Annotated in this window: 21 protein-coding genes; 13 read left to right on the top strand and 8 right to left on the bottom strand. The window is 51.3% G+C overall.

Going from position 1 to position 25110, the window contains the following annotated elements; translation table 11 throughout:
- Positions 1-253: 253 nt before the first annotated feature.
- From ccrud_RS10240 to ccrud_RS10215, 6 genes are all read left to right on the top strand, one after another.
- Positions 254-1360 (top strand): TIGR03364 family FAD-dependent oxidoreductase, encoded by a 1107-nt coding sequence (locus tag ccrud_RS10240; RefSeq protein WP_066567115.1) that lies wholly within the window; start codon positions 254-256, stop codon positions 1358-1360.
- Positions 1361-1750: 390 nt separating this feature from the next.
- Positions 1751-2689: a phosphate/phosphite/phosphonate ABC transporter substrate-binding protein gene (locus tag ccrud_RS10235; RefSeq protein WP_066567112.1), complete on the top strand. Its 939-nt coding sequence runs from the start codon at positions 1751-1753 to the stop codon at positions 2687-2689.
- Between the two features lie 33 nt (positions 2690-2722).
- Positions 2723-3565 (top strand): phosphonate ABC transporter ATP-binding protein, encoded by an 843-nt coding sequence (gene phnC, locus ccrud_RS10230; RefSeq protein ID WP_066567109.1) that lies wholly within the window; start codon positions 2723-2725, stop codon positions 3563-3565.
- Positions 3562-5235, top strand: a complete 1674-nt coding sequence (phnE, locus tag ccrud_RS10225) for a phosphonate ABC transporter, permease protein PhnE (RefSeq protein WP_066567107.1) — start codon at positions 3562-3564, stop codon at positions 5233-5235. The genes phnC and phnE overlap by 4 nt, the downstream gene beginning before the upstream one ends.
- Before the next feature lie 82 nt (positions 5236-5317).
- Positions 5318-5986 carry an HAD hydrolase-like protein gene (locus ccrud_RS10220; protein ID WP_066567099.1) on the top strand — a complete coding sequence of 223 codons (669 nt, stop codon included), beginning with the start codon at positions 5318-5320 and terminating at the stop codon, positions 5984-5986.
- Between the two features lie 12 nt (positions 5987-5998).
- Complete coding sequence (locus tag ccrud_RS10215; RefSeq protein ID WP_066567097.1) at positions 5999-6985, top strand: alcohol dehydrogenase catalytic domain-containing protein; 987 nt, start codon at positions 5999-6001, stop codon at positions 6983-6985.
- An 83-nt stretch (positions 6986-7068) separates the two neighbouring features.
- Here ccrud_RS10215 and ccrud_RS10210 read toward each other — a convergent pair whose 3' ends face one another.
- Genes ccrud_RS10210 through ccrud_RS10200 form a run of 3 tightly spaced genes read right to left on the bottom strand, consistent with a single transcriptional unit; the run spans position 7069 to position 10461 of the window.
- On the bottom strand, positions 7069-8049 hold the full coding sequence (locus ccrud_RS10210) for an LLM class flavin-dependent oxidoreductase (RefSeq protein WP_066567096.1): 981 nt from the start codon (positions 8047-8049) through the stop codon (positions 7069-7071).
- Between the two features lie 24 nt (positions 8050-8073).
- Positions 8074-9354, bottom strand: coding sequence for a branched-chain amino acid transport system II carrier protein (gene brnQ, locus ccrud_RS10205; RefSeq protein WP_074025508.1), 1281 nt, complete (start codon positions 9352-9354; stop codon positions 8074-8076).
- Positions 9355-10461 (bottom strand): MalY/PatB family protein, encoded by a 1107-nt coding sequence (locus ccrud_RS10200; RefSeq protein ID WP_066567085.1) that lies wholly within the window; start codon positions 10459-10461, stop codon positions 9355-9357.
- 54 nt (positions 10462-10515) lie between these two features.
- On the opposite strand from ccrud_RS10200, the gene ccrud_RS10195 reads away from it, so the two are divergent.
- From ccrud_RS10195 to idi, 4 genes are all read left to right on the top strand, one after another.
- Positions 10516-11040, top strand: a complete 525-nt coding sequence (locus ccrud_RS10195) for a hypothetical protein (protein ID WP_066567082.1) — start codon at positions 10516-10518, stop codon at positions 11038-11040.
- A 111-nt stretch (positions 11041-11151) separates the two neighbouring features.
- Positions 11152-11721, top strand: a complete 570-nt coding sequence (locus ccrud_RS10190; RefSeq protein WP_066567078.1) for a DUF3558 family protein — start codon at positions 11152-11154, stop codon at positions 11719-11721.
- On the top strand, positions 11718-13391 hold the full coding sequence (locus ccrud_RS10185) for a hypothetical protein (protein ID WP_066567075.1): 1674 nt from the start codon (positions 11718-11720) through the stop codon (positions 13389-13391). Before ccrud_RS10190 ends, ccrud_RS10185 begins: the two co-directional genes overlap by 4 nt.
- A 27-nt stretch (positions 13392-13418) precedes the next feature.
- Positions 13419-13988 (top strand): isopentenyl-diphosphate Delta-isomerase, encoded by a 570-nt coding sequence (gene idi, locus ccrud_RS10180; RefSeq protein ID WP_066569830.1) that lies wholly within the window; start codon positions 13419-13421, stop codon positions 13986-13988.
- A gap of 3 nt (positions 13989-13991) precedes the next feature.
- On the opposite strand, the gene ccrud_RS10175 is transcribed toward idi, so the two are convergent.
- The 3 genes from ccrud_RS10175 to ccrud_RS10165 are packed head-to-tail and all read right to left on the bottom strand — an operon-like array spanning position 13992 to position 18118.
- Positions 13992-15083 carry a phosphotransferase gene (locus tag ccrud_RS10175; protein WP_066567073.1) on the bottom strand — a complete coding sequence of 364 codons (1092 nt, stop codon included), beginning with the start codon at positions 15081-15083 and terminating at the stop codon, positions 13992-13994.
- On the bottom strand, positions 15080-16894 hold the full coding sequence (gene treS / locus ccrud_RS10170) for a maltose alpha-D-glucosyltransferase (RefSeq protein ID WP_066567071.1): 1815 nt from the start codon (positions 16892-16894) through the stop codon (positions 15080-15082). The genes ccrud_RS10175 and treS overlap by 4 nt, the downstream gene beginning before the upstream one ends.
- A 39-nt stretch (positions 16895-16933) precedes the next feature.
- Positions 16934-18118 (bottom strand): alpha/beta fold hydrolase, encoded by a 1185-nt coding sequence (locus ccrud_RS10165; RefSeq protein ID WP_066567068.1) that lies wholly within the window; start codon positions 18116-18118, stop codon positions 16934-16936.
- Between the two features lie 32 nt (positions 18119-18150).
- Between ccrud_RS10165 and ccrud_RS10160 the strand changes: the two genes are divergently transcribed.
- From ccrud_RS10160 to ccrud_RS15345, 3 genes are read left to right on the top strand one after another with little or no spacing between them, the layout of a single operon-like run.
- On the top strand, positions 18151-20187 hold the full coding sequence (locus ccrud_RS10160) for a M3 family metallopeptidase (RefSeq protein ID WP_066567065.1): 2037 nt from the start codon (positions 18151-18153) through the stop codon (positions 20185-20187).
- A 25-nt stretch (positions 20188-20212) separates the two neighbouring features.
- Positions 20213-20419, top strand: a complete 207-nt coding sequence (locus ccrud_RS10155) for a hypothetical protein (protein WP_066567063.1) — start codon at positions 20213-20215, stop codon at positions 20417-20419.
- Positions 20412-20552: a hypothetical protein gene (locus ccrud_RS15345; protein WP_074025506.1), complete on the top strand. Its 141-nt coding sequence runs from the start codon at positions 20412-20414 to the stop codon at positions 20550-20552. Before ccrud_RS10155 ends, ccrud_RS15345 begins: the two co-directional genes overlap by 8 nt.
- A 328-nt stretch (positions 20553-20880) precedes the next feature.
- Here the strand turns inward: ccrud_RS15345 and ccrud_RS10150 are convergent, their stop codons facing one another.
- Both ccrud_RS10150 and malQ read right to left on the bottom strand, forming a co-directional pair.
- Positions 20881-22746: an ABC transporter ATP-binding protein gene (locus tag ccrud_RS10150; RefSeq protein ID WP_066567054.1), complete on the bottom strand. Its 1866-nt coding sequence runs from the start codon at positions 22744-22746 to the stop codon at positions 20881-20883.
- A gap of 83 nt (positions 22747-22829) precedes the next feature.
- Positions 22830-24998: a 4-alpha-glucanotransferase gene (malQ, locus tag ccrud_RS10145; protein WP_066567052.1), complete on the bottom strand. Its 2169-nt coding sequence runs from the start codon at positions 24996-24998 to the stop codon at positions 22830-22832.
- Positions 24999-25110: the final 112 nt, after the last annotated feature.

The following is a 25110-nucleotide window of genomic DNA, read 5'->3' as shown; positions in this document are numbered from 1 at the left end:
TGAACGGTTGTCTAGATTTTCACGCTGAATAGTACAACTTGTAGATATTTGTATCATCACTATACATAGAAACAGGTAAAGTATCAGGCTAATTTTTCCCGATGTTTTTGCTCCTTCTATATGTTCCTTATTCATCGTGCAATAGTGAAATACAGGTGCACTTTTGGTGGAGAAATGAAGAATAGGTGAACAATTCTTTAACTTGTATATATAAATTTTAGATTGTCTAGATAAGTCTGGCAGTATTCCCCTCATGTCCACAAAAGATCTCATTGTCGTTGGTGCCGGAATTATTGGTTTGGCAACAGCTTTTCGTGCCCACTGTGAAGGCCGTTCCGTACATGTAATTGACCGTGCAGACCGCCCAGTTGGCTCATCCATTCAAAACTTTGGCCATGCTTGTTTTACAGGTCAATCGGATGATGTCCAGTCTCTCATGGAGAAATCCCGTGAAGGTTGGCTTGAAGCGGCACAGGCCGTTGGTCTCTGGGCGGCGGAATCTGGCACCCTTGTGCCTGCGGTGACTGAAGTTGAAATGCAGATTCTCCAAGAATTTTCAGCTCACCGCGGTGCTGACAAGGTTGTCATGCTTGACGCTGAGCAAACTTCTCAAGCAGTTGGAAATCCGCAGCTTGGGGCTGTTGGTGGCGCTCACCTGGTTCGTGATCTTCGGGTTAATCCGCGCGAAGCTGCTCCTAAAATTGCTGCTTGGCTTGCAGGAAATGGGGTGAAATTCACCTGGAATACCCACGTAACCAAGGTTGCTGAGGGAACGGTTTACTCCAATCGGGGGGACTTTAATGCTGAAGAAGTAGTGGTGTGCACCAACTTTGAGCTCGTTGATCTCTTTCCTGAAATGGCAGAGCGTCATGAATTGGAAGTATGCACGCTTGTCATGTCGCTCATTGAGCGTCCGGAGAGGTTTTCTTCCGATTTCTCCATGTTGACGGGCACTTCCTTGGCTCGGTATGGAGGATTTTCTGTCCTGCCGAGCCATGAGGCGCTCAGGGCTGAGCTTGCAGTGCGGGAGCCTGAACTTACAGGATGCATTGCAAACCTTATGGTGACAGGAATTCCTGAAGGACTACTTATTGGAGATTCGCATGCTTATGCCAAGTCTCCAGAACCGTTTATTGATGAGCGCATTGCGCAGTTGCTTCTGGATAAGGCAACCAATTATCTGGGAATTGGCAAGCCTGTGATTAAGCAGCGCTGGCTGGGACGTTATGCAAATAGCGTTAAAACGGATCTCATTTTGGAAAAGCCTGATGCTCGTACGACGGTCGCAGTTGTCGCCTCTGGTATTGGCATGACCTACTCATTCGGCTTGGCTGACCGTATTATTCGGGGAGATTTTTAAGAGGGAGCAGGATGGTCATCGGGAGGTAGGGGTGCTTCCTTGTGGCTGTATCCTCGCTCAACTTGTTAACTCCATATGAACATTTGAGAACGCCAAGTTTCCCTGAAATGTATCACTACTAGGTATTTTCTGAAGGAACTGGTTAGGCATTGTTGAACATTAAGTGTCTAGTTAATTAACTTTTACCAACTTGTATAGACAAGACTGTAAAGGTATTACATAATAAAAAGGTTGGAAATTTGCGTGGCTTCCACAGTGAAATTCAGTAGCTTCCAACCTCTCATCCTCAGATGTGCCCGTCAGACTTAATGCTGTCTCAACACAACTTGTCAATACTGGTACAACTCCAAAATTTAAATCTCATACCGCCTGAAAGGCTCAAAAAATTCCATGAAGCTTACAACGCTCTTCACCTCTCGCATCACCCGTATCGCAGGCATCACCGCAATCGCAGCTCCGCTACTTGCTGCTTGTGGCTCCTCTTCCAGTGAAGACCAGATCACTTTTGCTGCTGTTCCTTCTGAATCAGCAGCCACCCTGGAAACCTCCTATGAACACATCACCAACCTGATCTCACAGGAGACTGGCAAAGAGGTTGTCTTTCAAAATGCTTCAGATTATGCAGCAGTAATCGAGGGCATGCGTGCCGGCCAGATCGATGTTGCTTCCTTTGGCCCGTTTGCTTATGTCATTGGCAAGGATTCTGGCATCAACATGGAAGCAGTAGCTTCTCCAACTGATGAGAAAGATATCGCACCGGCCTACACCTCTTTGGCATATGTGCGCGCAGATTCTGACATCACCAGCCTCGAAGAAGCTCGTGACAAGACCGTCTGCTTCGTGGATGCTGCATCTACCTCCGGCTACCTGGTTCCAATGAAAGGCCTGATGGATGTCAATATCGACATGGACACTGATCTAGAACAGATCCTGTCCGGTGGACATGATGCATCCCTGCTCTCTCTTGATGCTGGCACCTGTGATGTCGCATTTGCACACGACACCATGCTGATGACTTTGGAAAAGTCCGGACAGATTGAGCCAGGCGCATTCAAGGAAATCTGGGAATCTGATCCAATCACCGAAGATCCAATTTCCATCAACCACGACACCCTTGATCCAGAACTCGCAGATCAGATCACCGAGATCCTACGCACCAAGGCAAATATCCCAGCTCTCGTTGAAGCGGGAATCTGCTCCTCAGAAGAAGATTGCGTCCTGCCAGAAGAGATCACCTACGGTTTCGTGCCAGTAGATGATTCTGATTTTGATGGCATCCGTGATCTGTGTGAAGTCACTCAAGCCGACGCTTGCCGCAACATCGGGTAACCCCAGAGGCTACGGAGAAGGAGTAGATTTTTTATGACTAATGCTCATGTCACCCCAGCAATGCAACCTGAACTTGACGATATCTACGCAGTACAGATGGATCATGTCACTAAAGATTTCGGTGGCGGAGTACTCGGCCTCGATGATGTAAACCTCGGTTTCAAAACTGGTGGGATCACCGTTTTGCTGGGACTATCGGGATCGGGAAAATCAACGCTCCTTCGCCATCTCAATGGCTTGCATTCTCCAACCTCCGGCAGAGTGCGTGTACTTGGACAAGATGTTGGCTCCCTGAACAAGAAGGGGATGCGCGAATTACGCCGCGATATCGGCGTTATCTTCCAGCATTTCAACCTGGTTGGTCCGATGTCAGTACTAGAAAATGTGTGCACTGGTCAGCTTGGTTCGCTTAAAGGCCCACGTATTTCGCTGATGATGTATCCAAAGTCTGTCCGCAAGGAAGCTATGGAGAAGCTAGATCGTGTTGGTCTGGCAGATCGCGCTTATCAGCGCGCTGATACTCTTTCCGGCGGCCAGCAGCAGCGCGTTGCCATCGCCCGCGCTCTGATGCAGCACCCTAAGGTTTTGCTTGCCGACGAGCCCGTCGCTTCTCTAGACCCAGTTTCTGCACTCGATGTGATCAACCTTCTTCGGCAGATTTCTGCAGAAGATAACCTAACCGTGATCAGTTCCTTGCACCAGGTTCAGCTCTCCATTGATTTCGCAGACCGAATTGTTGGTTTGCGCAGTGGCAAAGTTGTGTTGGATCGCCCAACTGCAGGTTTAACTGCAGAAGCTGCATCTGAAATTTACTCCAGTGTTTCTGGAATGGATTTGGATGAAGAAGAAAAGAGCGAAACTGGAGTAGCGAGATGAGGATCGTTACTTCCACACAGACCCCAGTAATGCCAATAAAAAAGAAGACCTCGATTGAAAGCATGGCAGCGGGAGTTGTTCTCGTGCTGTTGCTAATCGGTGGCATCTGGTCGGTTAATTCTTTGGGAATTAACCTCGGCACTATCATCAGCTCTTTCGAAAATGCATCTAACTTTGTCAGCCGGATGTTCCCCTTGGATTTTCCTCCATTGGGCGAGACCTTGTCGCTTATTTTTGAAACGCTAGCGATCGTCTTTCTTGCCACGATGCTCTCTGTAGTGTTGTCAGTTCCAACTGCACTGTTGGCAGCTCGAAACACCACCACAGGCAAGGGCATGCAGTGGACTTCTCGAGCAGTTATTGTGCTGTGCCGTGCAATCCCTGATCTGGTGCTGGCCATTATCTTCCTGCGCATGTTCGGGTTGGGCGCAACCGCTGGCATCATTGCCATGGGTATTCACTCTGTCGGCATGGTGGCCAAGCTGTATGCCGACGCCATTGAAGAACTAGATGATGGGGCTCGGGAATCTATCGAATCTGCAGGTGGAACTCGTTCCCAGCAGATTTTGACCTCGATCCCGCAAGTTCTCATGCCACAGTTGATCGCGACAGCACTCCACCGCTTTGATATCAACCTGCGTACCTCCGTGCTGCTTGGTTATGTGGGCGTTGGTGGTATTGGTTTAGCTATCGCTGATTCTTTGCGTGTGTTGGATTACCAACGCGGAATGGCCTTGGCAATCATCGTGCTTGCTTTGTGCATTGTCATCGAATTGGTTTCTGGTTCTATTCGTGCAGTACTGATGAGCAATGCTGGTGGCGGCATCACCGGCGGTACCTGGGTTGACCAAATCTTCAACAAAAACCGCGAAACTGGCGTCAATGATCTGAAACTCACTCCACCGTGGAGCACTGAACGCTTCCGACGCTTCGGCGCATACATCCTGGTGATCGTCCTTGCCATTGCATCTTTCATCCACGTAGATATGTCTCTGAAGGATCTTTGGAATGGCCTGCTAAATCTGCCAAAGACTTTGGCACTGTTTTTCCCTCCATCGACTGGAGGGTCCCTCACCAATTTGCTTGAGCAGCTGGTTATCACCTTGCAGATCTCGCTTGCTGCAACCTTAATCGGCGGCATTATCGCTATCCCGATCGGTATTTTTGCGGCGAGAAACGTAGTGGCAAATAAGTTTGTCTATCAGACTTTCCGCGTCATCATCGTGGTTGTCCGCGGAATCCCAGAGCTCATCTTGGCCATCATCTTTGTGGTTATCTCCGGATTGGGAGGTGTCGCCGGAACGCTGGCGCTTTCTGTAGGCGCCATTGGCTTGCTCTCCAAGCTGGTTGCCGATTCTTTGGAAGAAACAGACACAAAGGTTCAAGACGCCCTTCGTGCAGCTGGCGCTAGTGAAATGCAGATTTTCTTCTCCGCAACGGTCCGACAAGCCGCCCCAGCTTTCGTGGCACACACCATGTATCTGTTGGACACTAATATCCGCTCCGCAACACTGCTTGGTGTAGTTGGTGCCGGTGGCGTTGGCTTCCTGTTGCTCAATGCATCCCGCATTAACCAATTCGATGTTGTCATGATGATTCTCATCCTGATGGTCGCAGTAGTTCTTATCGTTGAAGCGCTGTCTATGTGGCTGCGCAAGGTTGTTCGTTAACCAAATTTTCTTTTCCTCTACCTGCGCTGCTTGGTGGATTTTCAAAAAGCAGCACCTCTTTCTCTCTCCAAGGAGCACCCACATGTTTGAACTCGCAGTCTTCGATATGGCTGGTACCACCGTGAACGATCGCGATGAGGTGTACCGCGTATTGCGTCAAGCCACAGAGCGTGAAGGAGCGGTATACACCGATGAGCAATTCCAAGCATTCATGGGCACTGAAAAGTACTATGCGATTGGCAAGCTCCTGGACATCGGTGGCGTAGACCGTACCGAAGACATCCACAACCATGCGTGGGCGTGGTTCCGCGAAGAACTTCGACGCACCTACACCGAGAACCCACCTGTGCCTTTGGAAGGCATCGAGGAAGCCCTAGCCACCTTGCGTGATAACGGCGTTAAAGTTGCATTGACCACTGGTTTTTCCCGTGAGATCACGGATCTTATCCTCAGCTCAATGGGCTGGGAAGTAGGCAAGACCATTGATGCTTTTGCCGCAGGCGATGAAGTAGAACAGGGACGCCCTGCACCATTGCTTATCCAAAAAGTAATGGCAGACCTGGGAGTGGAAGATACCTCAAAAGTAATCAGCTCCGGCGATACCTCTGCCGATGTTCAGTCAGCTCTGGCTGCAGGAGTTACCTCCGTCGGTGTACTCACCGGGCATTTGACCACAGAAGATTTCCAAAAAGAGGGCGCGGATTTCATCATTGATTCCGTTGCGATTATTCCAGCGCTGATCCTCAAGTAGGCATAAAAACTCGTGACTTCGATCAACATTCAAAAATGGGCTGGTGGATCCGAATTCGAATTCACCACCATCTCTACGCCAGAGCTTAATGAAGGCGACCGCCTCGTTGAAATGCACATAGCCGCAGTGTGCGGCTCCGACCGGCACACGGTCTCTGGACGGCGCGCCGGGGCGTGCCCCTCTGTGCTCGGCCATGAAGGAGTGGGAACTATCGTGGCAGGGCCGGGCGTCGATAAGCGGATAGTTTTTAGCGTGACCTCAACTTGTGGGCAGTGTGTTAATTGCCAACGCGGGCTCACTGCGAAATGTGAGCAGGTGCTGAAAGTCGGGCACGAATCATATGACAGTGCGTGGGCATTGTCTGGAACATATGCTTCTCACATTGTGCTTCCAGCCGGTGTCACTGTGGTGGAGGTTCCAGAAGAGGTCTCTGATGAGGCTGCGTCCATTGCTGGTTGCTCGGTGGCAACGGTGATGGCCACATTGGAAGCAGCTGGAGAGATTACTGGCCGCGATGTCTTTGTCAATGGATTAGGCATGCTCGGTTTGGTTGCTGTGGCGGCTGCGCTTGCTCGTGGTGCACGGACCGTGTTTACGTTTGATCCATCTGAGGAACGCATGGCGCAAGCACTTGCTTTGGGCGCCCAGCCCCTAAAAAAGGGGAGGGAAGTAGAAATCTCCCTAGAGTTTTCTGGTGTTTCAGCTGGAGTACGCAGTGCGATTTCCACACTTGGCATCGGCGGAACTGCTGTGCTAGCAGGCAGTGTTGCCCCAGCAGGTGATATTGGGATTGATCCAGAGTGGCTAGTTCGTGGCTGGCGCACGATCACTGGTGTGCACAATTACGAACCTCGGCATTTACAAGAAGCTGTTGATTTCTTAGCTGCTGTGTCCTTGCCTTGGGAAGAATTGCTCAGCGGTCCGATTTCTTTGGAAGACCTGCCACAGGAATTTGCACAACCTCATCCGGGACTCCGAACCTTGGTTAAGATTAACTAATAAAATCCCCTTATCTCCCTTGTTTATCCGACAAGGGAGATAAGGGGATTTTATATATATAAACGCGATAACCCTTCAAAAGGCTAGGAAAGCCAGGACTGAGCCAAGATTTCCATGCTGCGTGAGGTTGCTTCAGTGTTAGGGGACTGCAAGGAGATCATCAGTTCATCTGCTTGTGCAGTCTTTACAAAGCCCTCAAGGTAGTCCTTGACTTCCGCACCGGTGCCGACTGCTGTGTAGTGCAACATTTCTACAATTTGGCGTGCTGCCGGTGAATCCATAAGTTCATCGAGCTGTTCATCGGTTACCTGACGGCCACGCAACGCCATGTTCTTCACGCGGGCACGGGCAACTTCGTAGAAATCGCTTTGCGCCTGCTCGGTGGAATCTGCTGCGGTGACATTGACTGCAGCGATCACATAAGGCTCAGGATGCAGCTCAGAAGGCTGGTAATTATCACGGTAAGTTTGCACCGCATGTTCCAGATGAGTTGGTGCAAAGTGTGAGGCGAAGGAATATGGCAGACCCAATTGTGCAGCTAATTGTGCACCAAAGAGGGAAGAGCCAAGAATATACAGCGGAACGTTGGTGTCCTTGCCTGGAATTGCGTTGACACCTGGAAGACGAGACCTACCGGTGAGATAAGAATTCAGCTCGACAACATCGGATGGGAAATTCTCGGCAGATTGTGGATCGCGACGCAAGGCACGCAGTGTGTTCATATCAGTGCCTGGAGCACGACCCAGACCAAGATCAATGCGGTCTGGGTAAAGCTCAGCCAACGTGCCGAACTGCTCCGCGATGACATAAGGGGAGTGGTTTGGAAGCATCACACCACCGGCACCAAGACGAATCGTGGTGGTATGTGCACCGATATGAGAAATAAGCACTGCAGGAGCAGCCGAAGAAATACTCTCCATATTGTGGTGCTCTGCGTACCAAATGCGTTTGAAACCTAAACTCTCAGCTTTTTGAGCCAAGGCAACTGAGCGCTTGAAGCTGTCACCGGGCCTTTCACCTTCGAAAATGGTGGCAAAATCAATCAGTGAAAGTGGAACAGACATGCAAGCACTCCTCGCGGTTAGCGATTAGACGGAAATGGATTCCTTCTGTGCAACAGTCCGGGAGCGTTTCTTGTTCCCATCAATAACCAAACCAATGGCAGAAGCGATAAGAACAGGCACCGCCCAGCCCAAAGACATCTCGTGCAGCGGAGCCCACTCAACATAAGGAACCAGCGCTGGGACAGCCAGCAGCAGAGCCCACGCAACAGCGGTCCAAATACCCAGCAAATAGGTCCACTTGAAGCGGAAGAGCAGCGGCTCAATCAGTGTCAGGAACACCAAAGTAATTGCGGATGGGTAAATGAAGTTAATCACTGGAGCTGCGATAGACAGAACAGTATCGAGTCCCATCGTGGCAACACCGAAGGAAATCAAGGAAAATACTACGGCCCAGACGTGATAGCTGATGCCCGGAAGCAGAGAATTAAAGAATTCTGAAGTAGCACCGATCAGGCCAACTGCAGTGGTCATACACGCAAGGATCAAAATTGCCACGAAAATAATACGTCCAATTTCGCCCATCGTGGAGGCCGCCGCATGATTCAAAATTGCCGTGCCGTCACCGAACTCACCGGTGACAATCTGGCCAATGGAACCAAGCCCCAAATAAACTGCAGCCAACAAAATACCAGCAATCAATGCGGCTGCGACTGTAGCTGTACGAACCTTTTCTACCTTTTGATATTTGAATGCGGCAATAACAACGATGCCGAACGCCAACGCAGCAATCGCATCCATGGTCATGTAGCCCTCAAGCAAACCAGCGCCAGCTGGCTGAACAGCGTATGCACTTGTAGGTTCACCTGGCGTGCCATCGAGCTTGATCAGCGACAAAACAACCAGCACAACAATCAATGCAAGCAGAATAGGCGTGAGCCATTTGCCCAATTTGTCAGCAATGCCATTCGGATTCCATGACAAGCCAAGCGCAACACCGAAGAAAATCAGGTTAAAAATGCCTGAATAAAGCGCATTATCGACGCCTACCGCCGTCGAATAGCTCACCGCTCCAGTCCTCGGCAGCGCGTAAAACGCGCCGATGGACAGATAAGCAGCAATAGGAAACAGCAGACCAAAGACCTTGCCGCCTCGAGAGGCCATGTCTCTGACACTTTCTCCCGACACCACCACCGCAATTAGGGCCAGAACTGGGAGCAGAACTCCCGTGGCTAAGAATCCTAAGATAGCTGGTAGGTAGTTAGTTCCTGCCGAAAAACCAAGCATTGGCGGGAAGATGAGGTTTCCAGCTCCAAAGAACATGGAAAACAGCATCAAAGAAGTAATCAGGACAGCTTTTTTCATAATTTATAGAACGCTGGCGATTCGGCGCAGCCCCTCCTCAAGGGTTTCTCTTGAACAAGCAAAATTAAGACGCGCACAGGTTTTGAAACCACCAAAAGCCGCACCGTCATTCAGCATGACTTTACCCTCCTCCCTCAGAATCTTAGAAGGAGCCTCCGCAATTTTCGTGTCAGCAAAGTCCAGCCACATCAAATAGGTGGAATCAGGTGCATAAACCTTAACGCCAAGCTTTTCTAACTCAGCTGCTGCAAAGTTGCGGTTATCTTTAAGGATGTCAAGAGATTCATCCAGGAATTCTTCGCCCTCGTTGTACACAGTCTCTGCCGCGATAAGCCCCAGGATGGACACACCATCACGAGTAATATCCGACAAGTTCTTCCATGCCTGCACATCTTCTTCATTGCTAAAGAAAATCTGAGCGCACTTCAACCCAGCAGTGTTCCATGCTTTAGATGTTGCAGTAATAGTGATGCAGGTCTTGGCCGCATTTTCGGAAACACCAGCCGCAACAACATGTGTGCCTTCATAAACCAGTGGCGCATGGATCTCATCAACGATAATGCGGGCATCGTACTTCGCTGCTATATCAGTGAGCTCTCGAAGGTACTCTTCGGAGAAAACAGTGCCTAGTGGGTTATGCGGATTACAGAACAACAGTGATCCAGCACCAGCTGCAAAGGCCTTTTCAATCTCTTTCAGATCGTACTGATGCGCATCGATGTAGATTGCTTGACGGCCAGTTACCTTTGGCAACTCAATAAAAGGCGGGTACGCAGGTAACGGAACAATAATGGGAGAACCTGGCTTGGTGAAATGCTCAATTGCGAGCTTTAAACCACGAACCACATCTGGAATCGCGAAAATATTTTCTGGTTTTGGCGCAAAACCATAACGGCGTTCATAAAAACCTGACAGCGCTTCATTGAGCCCAGTTGCATCTGGTGGATACCCAAATACCTCACGCTCTACAGCATCTGCCAGGGCTTCTTTCAACGGTGGGCATGTACCGAAATCGCTTTCAGCTACCCATAAAGGAAGCACATCTTCTGGAAACCGGGTCCATTTCAGAGTCCGGCGATTCTTTAGTTCTTTGAGTTCAGGAAATCGCATACGCTCTAGGCTAGTAAACTTTTCTAAGAACCTATTACTAAGAAGGAGCCCGAAGTGAAGTTGAGGACCATTCCCGCACTGTTGGCAGTCGCACTTCTAGCAGGCTGTTCGGGCGAAAGTGCTGATAGCCAAACTACTGTATCGCCGGATGAAACTATTGAGGTAACTACCTCTGCCACTCCAGTATTTCAGGCGGAAGAAGTTGATCCCATCACGGTTCCAAGTGGTGATAGCAAGATTAAAGATCCGGGTTTGAATGTCGAATTCATCTTCCGTGGCACCGGATATGGCAGCAACGGCGGATCCATTATTCACATCGCCGTGAAAAACCTGAACGATGCACCACTTCCTACCGATGCTTTCAAAGCCCCAACTTTGAAAATCGATGATTACAACGGTTCCCAAACCAGCATCGAACCTTTATCTGGTGATGACAATATTCCACTCGATCTTCCACTGGGAGCCGGTGCGACAACCAACCTGCAGTACGCATTCAACACCTCTAATGGCTCGTTGTGGTCTGCAGAATTCCACATCGGCAATGTTATCTATTCAGGAAATTTGAATAATTTGGCATAGATTCAAACATATTTTGAATTTTAGGGAACCTACCCCGAACTTTTGCAGTCTAACGCTTATGAGTGCCTTTCCAAGGTGCTCGCCACGACTACGAAGATTCGGGGTATTTTCATGCGACGAACCTGGCTGCTCTTATGCGGCTGTGCATTGACCATCAGCGGTTGTACGAGTGAATCATCTACTCCTACAACAGTCACTGTTACTGCAGAGTCCTCATCATCAGAGGTGGCTTCTCTTAACGAGCCGAGCAATGACATTTTGGCCAGCCAATTTCATCCGTGTGAGGTACTTACCCAAGAACAGTTTCACCAAGCCGGTCTTGGAGACCTGATAGTTGAAGATTCATATTTAGGCTCTACAGGTTTGGGCTGTAGTTTTGGAAAATCTGATCGAGAGGATTTTTCGGGGACGTGGCTTGTCTCAACTGATCAAGTAGACCGTCAACATTTTGTAAATTTAGATCTTGAAACTTTGGATTGGGGATCCGAGGAAAATCCAGATCTTTATGTGCATCAAATTACTGAAACTGGTCGTCAATGCGAGGCTGCGGTGGATTATCCGTGGGGCCGTTTTACTGTTGACTACCTCGAATTGGGCGAAGGATGGGAGCCGGAAATTTTGTGCTCTGATGCCGTAGTAATTCTAGAAGATCTTATTAAGCAACTAAGGGGAATTCCATGACATTGAAAATTGATCCCTCATCAATCAGCGGCGCGGTGTCTCAATTAAGAGAGGCTCAGCATCAAGCGATAACCGCATCGCAATCAGGACTGAAATCAGCAGCTTTAGCTGCATTTTCCACAGTATCCGGCCTTGACCAATTGGGATCTGGACATAGCCGAGTAATTAACGGAGGTATTGGTGCAGCGAACTCTGTTCTGAATTCATACGCAGAGCAGATTGAGTGGTTATCGGCAGGGTTAAAAGCATCTGGTGAGGCTTTAACCGGCCAAGATGAGTTATTCGCAAGGGGGATGGATATTGCGGATATCGGTGGCAAGGTTGTAGAAGAGTCGGTAATGTTCCCGGCGCGGCCGGCACCGAGGTTTGAGTCTTTCGTGTTTAATCCGCCGGTGGTTCTTCCTTCGATGTCGTTGGATGCGTTGTGTAGTCAATTTTCCGGAACCAACTCGGGGGCGGTTTTGGAGGCGCAGGGTTCTTGGAGCTCGATGGCGTCGGCTATTGGCAATGTGTCTGCTTCGTTGGCGTCGATTGCAGGTGAAGTATTGGCGGAGAATTCTGGGGAGACTTTTGAGCAGGCTGCTGCTCGGATTAATGAGGTGTCGGCTGCGGGGGCGACGTTTGCTGCGAATGCGCGGATGATGGGTGTGTCGGTGGGGACGTTGAATCGGATTTATATGGGGCACCGGATGCAGGTGTTTATGGCGGCGGCGTCTATTAAGGCTATTTTGGATCCTTTTAAACGGATTGCTGCGGAGCGGGCGTTTTTGGCGTCGTTTCAGGCTACGTTTCAGGCGGATGTGTTGACAGGTATTCCGCCGGTGAGCAATTTGATGCAGATGCGTGGATCGAATGGTGATTCGGGTCAGATTGCTCTTGGTATGGAAGAGATTGCTGGTGGGGGAGCTGCGTGGAGTTCGTCGGGGTTGACACCGGCGGGTGCATCTAAGTTGGGTGGTGTAGTGAAAGAAGCTATATCGCAGGTTACTGGGGCGGGGAGTTTTGGTGCTGTGTCTGAGCAGGTTGAGGGGATCGATATTGAGAAGATGTTTACTGCTGCGGCTTCGGCTGGTCAGAATTTAGTTGGTGGTAGTGGTGGATCATTGCCGATGTCGCAATCAATTTCTGGTGGTGTGGGATCCAACATGGGATCAGGTGTAGGTTCACACTCCGGCATGATTGGTGGTCCGGCTCCAGGGCTGGGGAATTCTACGAATAGTGGTCGGATGAGTCCTGCTGGTTCGGGGATTAAATCGGATTCTTTGATGGGGGCGCGTACTCATGGTGCTTCTGCCATGAGTGGTGGTGGGGCCAGCCCGATGATGATGGGTGGTGCCGGTGGTATGAGCAGTGTGGGTGGTGCCGGATCACAGAATAAACAGGGGCGACACACCACGGGGCCGTCGGTGGGAGCTAGTTCTCAGTTGGGGGCTGGCATGGCAGGGGCGGCTGTTCCAGGGGGTGGGAAAGCGTCGACAAGCAATATTGGTCGAGGCATGATGCCGATGATGCCCATGGGTGGCGCGGGAGGCGTCGGCGCTGGGCAGAAGAATACTGGGAAGGTGAAATCGGTGACTTCTGCTGTTGAAGAAGATCGCAATATTGCGGCGCTATTGGGTGATCGTGGGCCGGTTGTACCAGGTGTGATTGGTGACTGGGTGCGAGGTTAACACTGTGCTGTGGCTAAACTTGGTGGCATGACTACTGAGGTTGAACTGGTTGTACTAGCTGATTCCGAGGGTAACGCTATTGGAACCGCGCCGAAAGCTACGGTGCACACGACGGATACACCATTGCATTTTGCGTTTTCTACCTACATTTTGAATCCACGTGGGGAGCTTTTGGTGACGCGTCGTGCGTTGTCGAAGAAGACGTGGCCAGGTGTGTGGACAAACTCAATGTGTGGACATCCTGGCCCGGATGAGACGAATGCGGATGCGATTCGTCGCCGTGGTGTGTCTGAGCTGGGCCTGGAGGTGGATTCTTTCTTAGATATTGAGGAGATTCTGCCTGATTACCAGTACCGCGCTGAGGATGCTTCTGGCATCGTGGAGTGGGAGTTGTGCCCAGTCCACCTGGTGCGTTTGGCAGTGGGCGAATTCGTAGAACCATTGGATGATGAGGTGGAGGAATTCGAGTGGATTGAGGCGCAGAAGCTTTTCGATGCTGTTGATGCCACCCCGTTCGCGTTTTCCCCATGGATGGTAGATCAGCTCAGTACTCCGGAGCTGCGCCAAGCTATCTTGGAAGCGTTTGACGCAGAATAAGAGTTAATCAAGAAGCTTTTCAACCGCTTCGAGTGGGATATTTACCCAGTCGGGGCGGTTGTTTATTTCATAGGCAACCTCATAGAGCGCTTTGTCCAAGATATAGGCATTCAGGAGTTCTTGATCGTCTATGGAACCGTATCCAGCGAGGAAGAATGCGGTTGCTTCAGTAACCCATTGATCATGCGAACCATCAAGGTTGGCTGCGTAATCGATGGAGCGAATGATGCCAGCGAGATCACGTAATGGGGAATCAGGGAGGCGGCGTTGCGCTAGCGGCCTGGCTGGTTCTCCTTCAAAGTCAATGAGCACATAATCTTCTGCTGTTTTGAGTAACTGGCCTAGGTGCAGATCGCCGTGGATACGTTGGATGCGGGCGTTACCTTCCAAAGCTTGGTAGATCTCTATCGCAGGCTGTTTGAATTGTTTCAGTTCTGGGGCTTGAGCGATCAGCAGATCTAGGCGTGCGATGAGTGCCGCCGCAAGATTATCTACAGGTACTACGGCTGTGGGAAAAGCTTCGGACAGCGCGGCATGCACGTTATGAGTTGCTTGGCCAATTTTCTCAGCATCTGCAGCGAAGCTGGTAGCGGTCGTGCGCAGCGCATGCTTCCAGGCATTATCGCCCGGAATAAACTGTTGAGCCATCACCAAGGTGTAATCATGCCCATGCAGCTGGGCTTCAGAAAAACCCAAGACCGGTGCGATATTAGGGCAGTCGGAGATCTTCGAGAGCAATTCCACATCTGGATTAAGACCTGCTTCCAACTTGCGGAAGTATTTCACGATGACCTGGTTATCAGCGCTAATAAAGGAACTATTGGATTGTTCTGAACCCAGTTCATGGAAGGGACCTGTAGGAAATGCACTGTTACCGGACCATGTGCCAAAACTTGCTCCTACTTCTGACACATGATCACCCAGCACATCTTTACCGTCATCATCGACTAGAAGCTGATAATAAGCATTGTTGATGCGCACGATGGCAAGAGTGTTGTTTCCGCAAGGTTGGGAAAGGACAATATCTACGTTGTCGATGGTGTGAGATTTTGCGCCGTAGAAACGCTCAGTGATGATGTGTTGCGCAATGCTCATTCGAGGTCATCCTTTTCTTCGGCGGTGAGATCAAACCAAAAGAAGCCATGAGGTGCAAGAGTAACTGTCCACTCACGTTCAGAAATAGTGGGGAACAGCTGCCCACCGGATACTTCCCGAGGGGTATGGCCTGCAAATTCTCGTAGATCTAGGGAAACTGCTTGAGGGTGTTTGCTCATATTATTGACACACAAAATGGTTTGTCCACGGTGTTCTCTTAAAAAGGTGAGCACGGCGGTATTCGTGGAATCTATTTCACGGTACGTACCAGCGCCGAAAGCGTTGTACTGTTTACGAATTACAATCTGGTTGCGCAGCCAACGCAGCAGCGAGTTTTCACGATTAAGTTGGCTTTCCACATTGACCTGGGCATAGCCGTATTGATCATTTTGAATTGCCGGTAAATAGAGACGCTCTGGATCTGCTTTTGAAAATCCACCATTGCGATCATTGGACCACTGCATGGGAGTGCGCACACCATCGCGGTCGGGAAGCCAGATATTATCGCCCATCCCAATTTCATCTCCGTAATACAGCACGGGTGAACCAGGCAGCGATAACAACAGCCCATGAAGTAGCTCTAGCTGGTTGCGATCTCCTTCCAGCAACGGGGAGAGACGTCGGCGGATTCCCACATTGGCCCGCATACGCGGTTCAGCGGCGAATTGGGAATACATATAGCTGCGTTCCTCATCAGAGACCATCTCTAGGGTGAGCTCATCATGATTACGTAAGAAAATGCCCCATTGTGCTGTCTTGGGGATCTCTGGAGTATGGGCAAGGATATCGCTGATGGGAACGCGGGATCCTTGGCGGACGCCCATGAAAATGCGCGGCATCAGGGGAAAGTGGAAGGCCATATGGCATTCATCGCCACGTTCTTTTTCACCGAAATATTCCACGACATCTTGAGGCCATTGGTTGGCTTCCGCAAGCAGAATACGGCCCGGATATTCCTGTTCCACAACAGAGCGACACAATTTGAGGAAATCATGCGTCTCTTTCAGGTTTTCGCCGTTGGTGCCTTCGCGTTCGAAAAGATAAGGCACGGCATCTAAACGGAAACCATCAAGACCCAAATCCAACCAAAAGCGCAACACATCCAACATGGCTTCTTGAACAGCCGGATTATCGTAGTTCAGGTCTGGCTGATGAGAGAAGAAGCGGTGCCAAAAGTATTGCTTGCGCACTGGATCATAAGTCCAATTGGATTCTTCAGTATCCACAAAGATGATGCGTGCTTCCGCATACAGGGCAGGATCATCTCCCCAGACATAAAAATCGCCATAGGGGCCGGTGGGGTCGCGCCGGGATTCCTGGAACCAAGCGTGTTGATCAGAGGTGTGGTTCATGACTAGATCAGTAATAACGCGCAGGCCACGGCGGTGGGCTTGGTCTACTAATTCGACGAAATCATCCACGGTGCCAAACTCAGGAAGGATCTCACGGAAATTGCGGATATCGTAGCCGCCATCGCGCAGTGGTGAATCATAAAACGGCGGGATCCAGATGCAATCAACACCGAGCCACTGGATATAGTCCAGTTTTTCAGTCAGGCCTTTGAGCGAGCCGACGCCGTTGCCTTCTGGATCGTAGAAGGCGCGGACTAAAACTTCATAGAAGACAGCGTCTTTGTACCACTCGCGGTCCTTCTTTTCCCAGGGTTGTTCACCAGGTGCTGGGGTAGGGACAGGAAACTCTTCTGATTCATGCTCAATGATAAGGCCATCAGCATCAAGGATCGGGCGAACAGAGAGCTCAGGGATAAGTGCTGAACTCTGCTGAGAAGGCAACGGAGAAGTATCAGTCATGCTTGCCAGGATAGAGACTTAGCATGGACTTTGCAGAGCTTAGAACGCCAAACGTACCATTTTCAGGGGATCCGTCACGATCTTTCCGGGGCCGCCGTCAACAAGCGAGAGAGCCACGCGATTGTCTGGTGAATAGGCAGGCCACGTGGGAGCTTTAGCGCGGGCAAAATCAGCGATGAGATGATGTGCTTCGGAATCGTGGCGGAAAATTAGCGAAAGATCTTCACAGTGCTTCCCGGGAAATTCAACCCACCAACCTTTTTCTGTTTGAACAACAAAACGGCGAATCATGGAATCACCAATCATCCGGCCCACAACGCGATCATCGATGGCTCGGGCTGCCTTAATATAGGCCGCCGGATTGCTTACTCCCAGAAGGCGTGCGCCCAGTTTGCTGCCACGTCCACGGCTATCAAACCATTGCCCAATGTGGTGGTTGTACATTTCATCGCGGGTGGAGGAGATAATGAGATCGATATCAGCTAATTCATCTGGATCATAGGGAGTGGGGCCTAACGCCAGGTCATTGAAGAAACGGCGGGTGAAGCGTCGATAGCCTTTCTCCAGATGCTCCGGTGTGATATTTGCTAGTGCAGCACGAGTGATGGGTTTTCCTAGTGCGCGGCGGAGCGCGCCTTTTCGGGCAGCAAATGGCTGGCGTGGGAAGCTGGGGGAAAGCGCAACCAGGCGTCGAAAAGCACCTTTATAGTGGTCGAGGCGCGCAAGCCAGAGCGCAATCCCAGCGCCGGCGGACTGCCCAATGAGAGTGACATTAGTGGGATCGCCGCCGAAATGCTCGATGTTTTTCTGCACCCATTCCAACGCCAGCGCACAATCATCAATGCCGCGATAGCGATTTTCCTCATCATTGTGGAAGCGTGCGAAACCATCAAGACCCACACGATAATCCACTGAGACCACCACAAATCCCTGTTCCCGAAAAAATGTTGGATCGGTGCGGGCATCAAACCGCGTGCCGCTGTCGTAGCCGCCACCATGAATATAGACAAGCACCGGAGCATCCGCACCGAAGCGTGCTTGTGGCGTTGCCAGCGATAAATAGAGCCCCTCATGCTTTCCGCGCGCATCAATGTTCAAGGGTTGCAGCTTTTCCGCATCCTCAAAAGGGCGGGCTTGGGCATAGGGAATCGAGCGGAAATACAAAGGCTCGCCGGTGATAGTTCCCGCCGGGCATTGAACAGTGACGGAAGAGGTGGCAGACATAAACAAAACCTTAGCAACTAGGATCGAAGACTATGACTGTTGATCACCTGCTCAAGCCCAGCACATTGCCTTATTTGCTTCCGGATTTCGCGAATATTGAGGTGGCGGATTTTCTGCCGGCATTTGAGATCGCCTTAGCCGAACATGATGCGGAAATCGCTGCTATTGCCACTAATCCTGATGCTCCTACCTGGTCAAATACCATTGAAGCGCTGGAGAGTGCAGGCCTTGCACTCAACCGCGTAGCCGCTGTATTTTTCAACCTACAGGGCACCGATTCCTCCCCAGAGATGGATGAGATCGCAGCCGCCATCGCGCCGCAGCTCTCCGCGCATTCGGACGCGATTTTCCACAATACCGCGCTTTTCGCACGCATTGAGGCCGTAACCGCACCGGCAGACGAGGAATCGCAACGCCTGCTGGCCCACACCAAGCGTGCTTTTCGACGTCGCGGTGCAGCACTCGACGCCACCGGAAAGGCCCAGCTGAGCACCATCAACCAGCGACTCTCGGCGCTGTCCGAACAGTTCGGCCGTAACCTCTTAAAAGACACCCGCGATCTGGCGGTCAACTTTGCAGAAACAGAGTTGGGTGGTTTCAGCTCTGCTCGTGTCTCTGCAGCCTCTGATTATGCCCAAACAATAGGCACAGACGGGTTTGTGGTTCCTTTGGAACTGCCCACCGTGCAATCCGAACAGTCCGTCTTAACTGAATCAGCCTCGCGCGCAAAGCTCTATGAAGCATCCCAGCAGCGCGGAGCCACCTTAAACAAAGACGTACTCCTAGAAACCGTGCGCTTGCGTGCAGAACGCGCCACACTTCTTGGTTATGACACTCACGCAGATTATGTCATCGAAGAAGAAACCGCCGATGATGTCGCAGCCGTGCGCGCCTTGCTTTATGATCTGGCCCCAGCAGCTTCTGCCAACGCGAAGGCAGAATACAAACTATCTGCTGAAGAAGCCGAAGAACACGGGGAAAAAGTCGGCGCCGCTGACTGGAGCTTCTGGGAAGCGAAAGTACGCGCCCGCGATTATGCCCTCGATGACACCGAGCTGCGCAACTATTTCCCACTCAACCAAGTACTCCGCGACGGCGTTTTCTACGCTGCGCACCGCCTCTACGGCATCACCGTAGAACCGCGCACAGATCTAGTCGGTTATGCCGACGGCGTGGATGTCTGGGAAGTCCTCGACGCCGACGGCTCCGGCATCGGCTTGATCCTCACTGACTACTACGGCCGACCATCCAAGCGCGGCGGTGCCTGGATGTCTAGCTTCGTTGACCAATCCGAACTGTTGGGCACCAAACCAGTCGTGATCAACGTTATGGGCATCACCAAGCCAACTTCAGGCGAAGCACTGCTCAGCCTTGATGATGTCACCACCATCTTCCATGAATTCGGCCATGGCCTGCATGGGTTGCTCTCCAAAGTGCGCTACCCAAGCTTCTCTGGCACCTCTGTGCCTCGTGACTATGTGGAATTCCCTTCACAGATCAACGAAAACTGGGCTCTTGATCCAGCCGTCGTGCGTAACTACGCCCGCCACGTAGACACCGGCGAAGTCATCCCAGATGGGTTATTGGCAGCAGTAGAAGCAGCCGGCCAATTCGGACAAGGCTTTGCCACCTCTGAATACCTTGCCGCATCCATCATCGACCTCGCATGGCACTCACTATCGGCCGAGGAAGCTGCAGCAATAAATGACATTGATCAATTCGAAGCAGATGCCCTTGCTGCCGCTGGCCTCGATGTAGAAAACGTTGCCCCACGCTATCGCTCCACCTACTTCAACCACATCTTTGCTGGCGGCTACTCCGCTGGCTACTACTCCTACCTGTGGGCAGAAGCACTTGACGCCGATGGCTTCGATTGGTTCCGCGAAGAAGGTGCCGCCGGTGTAACAGGCACTGATGAAGCAGCTCGAATCACTGGCCAAAAATTCCGTGACCTGGTGTTATCTCGCGGCGCAGCCTCCGACTACAGCGAAGCTTTCGAGCAATTACGCGGACGTTCCAAAGACCTCGGACCACTGCTTCGCCGCCGCGGTCTGGCTGGGGCAATCTAGCCAACCCAGTGTAGGCTAATACCCCATGACTGCATTCATTGACAGGATCTCACAGCTTTTAACAACAGCCCCGCTGTGGATCCAGTCACCGATTGTCATCTTCGGATCCGTCGTGATCTGCGCGTTGCTAGCAGTGCTTCTGCTCCGCGTTGTTGACATCCTCGGAGCCTGGACGCAGCGCATCGGAACATCAAAAATCTCCGGAAAGGGACAAGAAGCAAACCATGGCTAACCCAGAAGAGCTCCGCAAAAGAGACCAAGAGCTACCTAAACGCAAGCGCAAGTACCCACAGTCCCGTGTCACCCAAGCGCTGGTAGTCTTGCTGGTCATCGTTGTTATTGCATGGGCATTTTCTTTGATCTAAGAGCTTGAAAAATTCCCAGTACCTTTGAGGTGCTGGGAATTTTTGGTCTTTGGGGACGGAGCCTATATGAAGCCCTGATTTTTTAAAATGATTATTTATATGGGTCGGCTGCTGTGCGGCGCTTAAAATCGATTCTAGGAGGGCACTTTTTAAGGGGCGAAACTTGGGTTTTGGGCGAAACCAAACGAGAGTGCCCACGAAGCCGAAAAGTTCAGTCCGTGGGCAGCCTGGTTTGGTTATCTGGCTTCGAAACCGGTCACAGGTGCCCAGATCCTAGTTTTGTCGCTGGCGTGGGCACTGTGGTTTGGTCTATCGACCCAGAAGGTGTTTAGTCCTCTTCCTCCACAGGAGCATCGCCTGTAAAACCAAAGGCACGCAGGCGTTTGCGGTCAGCTTCGGCCGTGGAGTTGGTGAGGCGGAGCAATTCGGAATAGATACCGCCTGAAACCGCTAGATCGGCAGGCGATCCGATCTCATCAACTTGGCCGTTTTGGATGGTCACGATTGTGTCTACACCAGCGATGGTGGATAGGCGGTGGGCGATCATCAAGGTGGTGCGATTTTCCATCAACTGCTCTAAACCAGCTTGAACTGCTTGTTCAGATTTGGTGTCCAGGGCGGAAGTTGCTTCATCGAGTACCAAGAGGGGAGCGTCTTTCAACATGGCGCGGGCAACCGAGACGCGTTGTTTTTGGCCACCAGATAGCTTGAGTCCACGCTCGCCAACAACAGTTTCGTAGCCTTCGGGGAATGCAGAGATGAATTCGTGCGCGTTGGCTTTCTTTGCTACTGCAATAATCTCTTCGCGGGATGCGCCGGGGCGACCATAAGCAATATTTTCGGCGATGGATCCAGAGAACAAACTCGCATCCTGGAACACCACACCCACTGAAGCGCGGAGTTCTTCAGAAGTGAGGTCTGTGACATCAATGCCGCAGACAGAGAGGTTTCCGCTGTTGGGTTTGTATAGTCCGAGCAGCAGGTTGACCAGGGTAGATTTACCACCGCCGGATTCTCCCACCAAAGCGATGCGTTCGCCGTGGCGAGCTGTGATAGAGACTCCTGAAATGACTGGTTTGCCCTCTTCGTAGGCAAAGGTCACGTTGTTGAATTCCATTGCTGGTTCACCGGCAGGCAATGGAGTGGCCGAAGCCAGGCTCACGCGTGGGGTGTCTGAGGCGGAGGTGGCGTCGACAAGCTCTTTATTAGCGGTGGGCTCAATGGGCTGGGCCATGACCTCGAAGTAGTCGCGTGAGCCGGCGATGGCGCGCTGGGCAGCGTCAACGATGTAGCTCATCATGTAGACCGGCTGCTGTGCCATGGTGACCAGCTGAATCAGCATGACCATATCGCCGATGGTGAAGTAACCGTGCAGCGTGCGGTAGAAAATCAGCAGATGGATGGCTAAAAAGATGATGTTAAGAGCAGCTCCGCGGAGGGTATCCATGCGGTGCCACCAGCTGGACTGCGGTTTGGTGATGGCTACTGTTTTGCCGTAACGGCCACCGAAATCAGAGAGCTCACGAGTTTCCGCGACGAAAGACTTGACTACCTTGACCTGGCCAACAACCTCGGCGAAGCGACCATTGGCCACATCGATTTCATGGTTCTTTTCGCCTTCATATTTCTGCCAACGCTTTGAGGTCAACGCCGTGAGCCACATATAAATGGGGAACAGCATAGCCAGCAAAATCGCGAGAGGCCAGTAGTAGGCAGCCGAGATAATAAGCACCGCCACCATGGTGATGAGCATGGGGAAGAAGTTATTAGAAAAGCTCTGCATGAACTGCGTAATGCCGTTGATTGATCGATCAAGTCGGGCGATGATGGTGCCCGTAACTTGGTTATCAAAATACTTCTGTGGCAGCGCCAGCAATTTTGCGTAGTAACGGGTAGCCAGGATTTGGCGCATACGAGAGGCCATGACATCGCCGATATAGCCACCAATATTTGTCATCACCGTGCTTAAAAGACTGGCAACGAACAGCGCAATGCTCAAGAAAACAATGGTGCGGGTGACAGAATCAACCGTGACTTCGCCGGTGACTGCCGCGACGATGGAATTTGTTGCTTCGCGGAGAATAAAAGGCGAAAGCAACGACAAGGCCGCAATCACAATGGAGATAACAATGATCCCGAGGTAATACGGCCAAAGCGCAGACGTGGTTTTAAGGATTCGACCAAGAAGTCGCATGGGGTGGTGGCTCTCTTAAAAGGTGTAGATGAATGAGAAGATCATTGTTCATCAGAACCGTGGACACCACAACCTAAGCAGCCCTAATCTCGTTTGCTGGCCTGCGCTACTCGGTTGTACAGCTCGTTTTCACGCAGTGATTCAATGAGAACTGGATTGCCTTCCGCATCGCACAACGGCATGCACCAATTCGGATAGAGATCCTTGGTGGTGCCGGGTTGGTTCTGTGCACGCTTCTCACCGACCATATCTACCAGCGAAACACATGTTAATGCTGAAGGGGTATGAGCCACGAAGGTATGAAGCCCTTGGAGGAGTTCACCCAGCTCACCGCGTTCATCTCTTGCCAGCCCAATGTATTCGCGTGCGGGCAGTGCACCAACAGCTGCAGCGGTATTAAGGATTTCAGCCTGCCACTGGAGATCTTCCGCATCTTCTGACGCCGGATCGGTAGTGAGCACACCTAAGCGCTCACGAAGGGCAATATGTTCGCCCTCCAAATAGCCAGCGGTTGGCGGAAGGTCATGTGTGGTCACCGAGGTAAGAGCGAGCGGCCGGTACTCATCTTGGCGGCGGGGTCCTGGCTGGCTAGGAGAGTGCTCGAACCACAAAATAGAGGTACCCATGATACCGCGCTGAGCCAAAGCATCTTGAACCCATGGCTCAAAAGTGCCGAGATCTTCACCGATAACAACGGCATCAGCAAGCTCTGCTTCCAGAGCCAGAATGCCGACTAGCGCATTGTGATCGAAGCGGATGTAGGTGCCAGTGGCCGGCGATTGCATACGAGGCATCACAAAAAGCCTGAACAGACCCAGCACATGGTCTACGCGGATACCGCCGGAATGACGGAGTACCGTACGCAGAAGGTTACGCCATGGAATATAGCCTTCCTCCGCCAAACGCAGTGGATGCCATGGTGGCTGTGACCAGTCTTGGCCTTGCTGGTTGTAGCCATCTGGTGGTGCGCCCACAGAAGCATCAGGCGCGAGAACGTGGCTGAGGTTTTGCGCATCTGCACCACCTGGGTGCACACCAACAGCCAAATCGGCCATGATGCCAATGGACATGCCTGCATCGACAGCACGCTTTTGAGCTGCAGCTAATTGTTCATCGCACAGCCACTGCAACCACATATAAAACATGGTGAGTTCATCGCGATCAGGTTTGGTGCTATGAGCAGATTCAGATTGTGCAATTTCACGGTCAGCACACCATGTTGCGAAATCGATCAGACCTTGGCCTTCGCGCTGCACGAAGTGAGCGAAATCTGTTTCACGGTCGCCGCAGCGAGGCATATCAAAAATAGCATGTAGCACTTGGAGCTTGGCTGCGTAGAGATCATTGCGCTCGATAATCTCTGAAGAGAGATTGCGCTCACGGAATTCTTCAGCCATCTCTGCGACATCATCACGAAGATCTACTGGAAGCTGGTTGAATTCAGGAATATCTTCCACCCGGATATAGATCGGGTTGATAAAACGCCTGGTGGTAGGAAGATATGGAGAATCTTCGGTTGGCGGCAAAGGTTCAGCAGCATGCATTGGGTTGATGAGAAGGAAATCAGCACCATCTTGGGCGACAACGCTCGCGAGGTTTCCTAGATCATTGAAATCACCCATGCCCCAGGATAGCGTGGAGCGCACAGAGTAAATCTGAGCCATCACACCAGTACGAGGAGATTTGAGATATTTATCTGCAGTAGAAAGACGTGCAGGAGTGATGATCAAACCACATTCCGCGCTGCACTGATTTGAGCTTAAGTGCAGCTTATGCCACCCAAGTGGAAGATCTGCAGGGAGCTTGAATGAAGCTTCACCCCAGGTGATGCCATCGATGTCTCGTGGCGGAGTCCAGTTTTCTACCTGAGAGACCTCACGAGTGGTGCCGTCTTCTAATTCAATATGAACCAAAGCTGGTGAACCATCGTGCACGTGTACTGGGAAAACTACTTCATCGCCTTCTACCGCAACCACAGATGGTGGCAATGATCGGGAGAATTCATCATCGTGGAAGCGTGCAATTGCGCGTTGGATGATGTCATCGCTGGGGTGGGAAGTTGCTGAATCAAGATCCAAGGTGTCAGAAGACTCAGTTGTGTTATTGATTTGGCCTAGATCCACACCCAAGGCACGCAGGATCTTCACTAAAGTGTCATCGCTGACCTCAACGTGGGCACCTTGGTAGTCAGTGTAGGAAGTTGCTACGCCGTAAAGGTCGGCGAGTTCATTCAAAAATCCGCGAGCAGTCACAACACAACATCATGCCATCAATAGTGTGTAAGCACAGCATATCGTCAACTAAAAGGTAGGTTGTAAGGAAAATACTTCGAAAGACGATGTTTAGATTGGGCTTATACACCCT

This window comes from Corynebacterium crudilactis, from assembly GCF_001643015.1.
Classification (GTDB): Bacteria; Actinomycetota; Actinomycetes; order Mycobacteriales; family Mycobacteriaceae; genus Corynebacterium; species Corynebacterium crudilactis.
The sequence above is the reverse complement of the archived record's forward strand: the minus strand, read 5'-3'. Positions and strand labels throughout refer to the sequence as shown.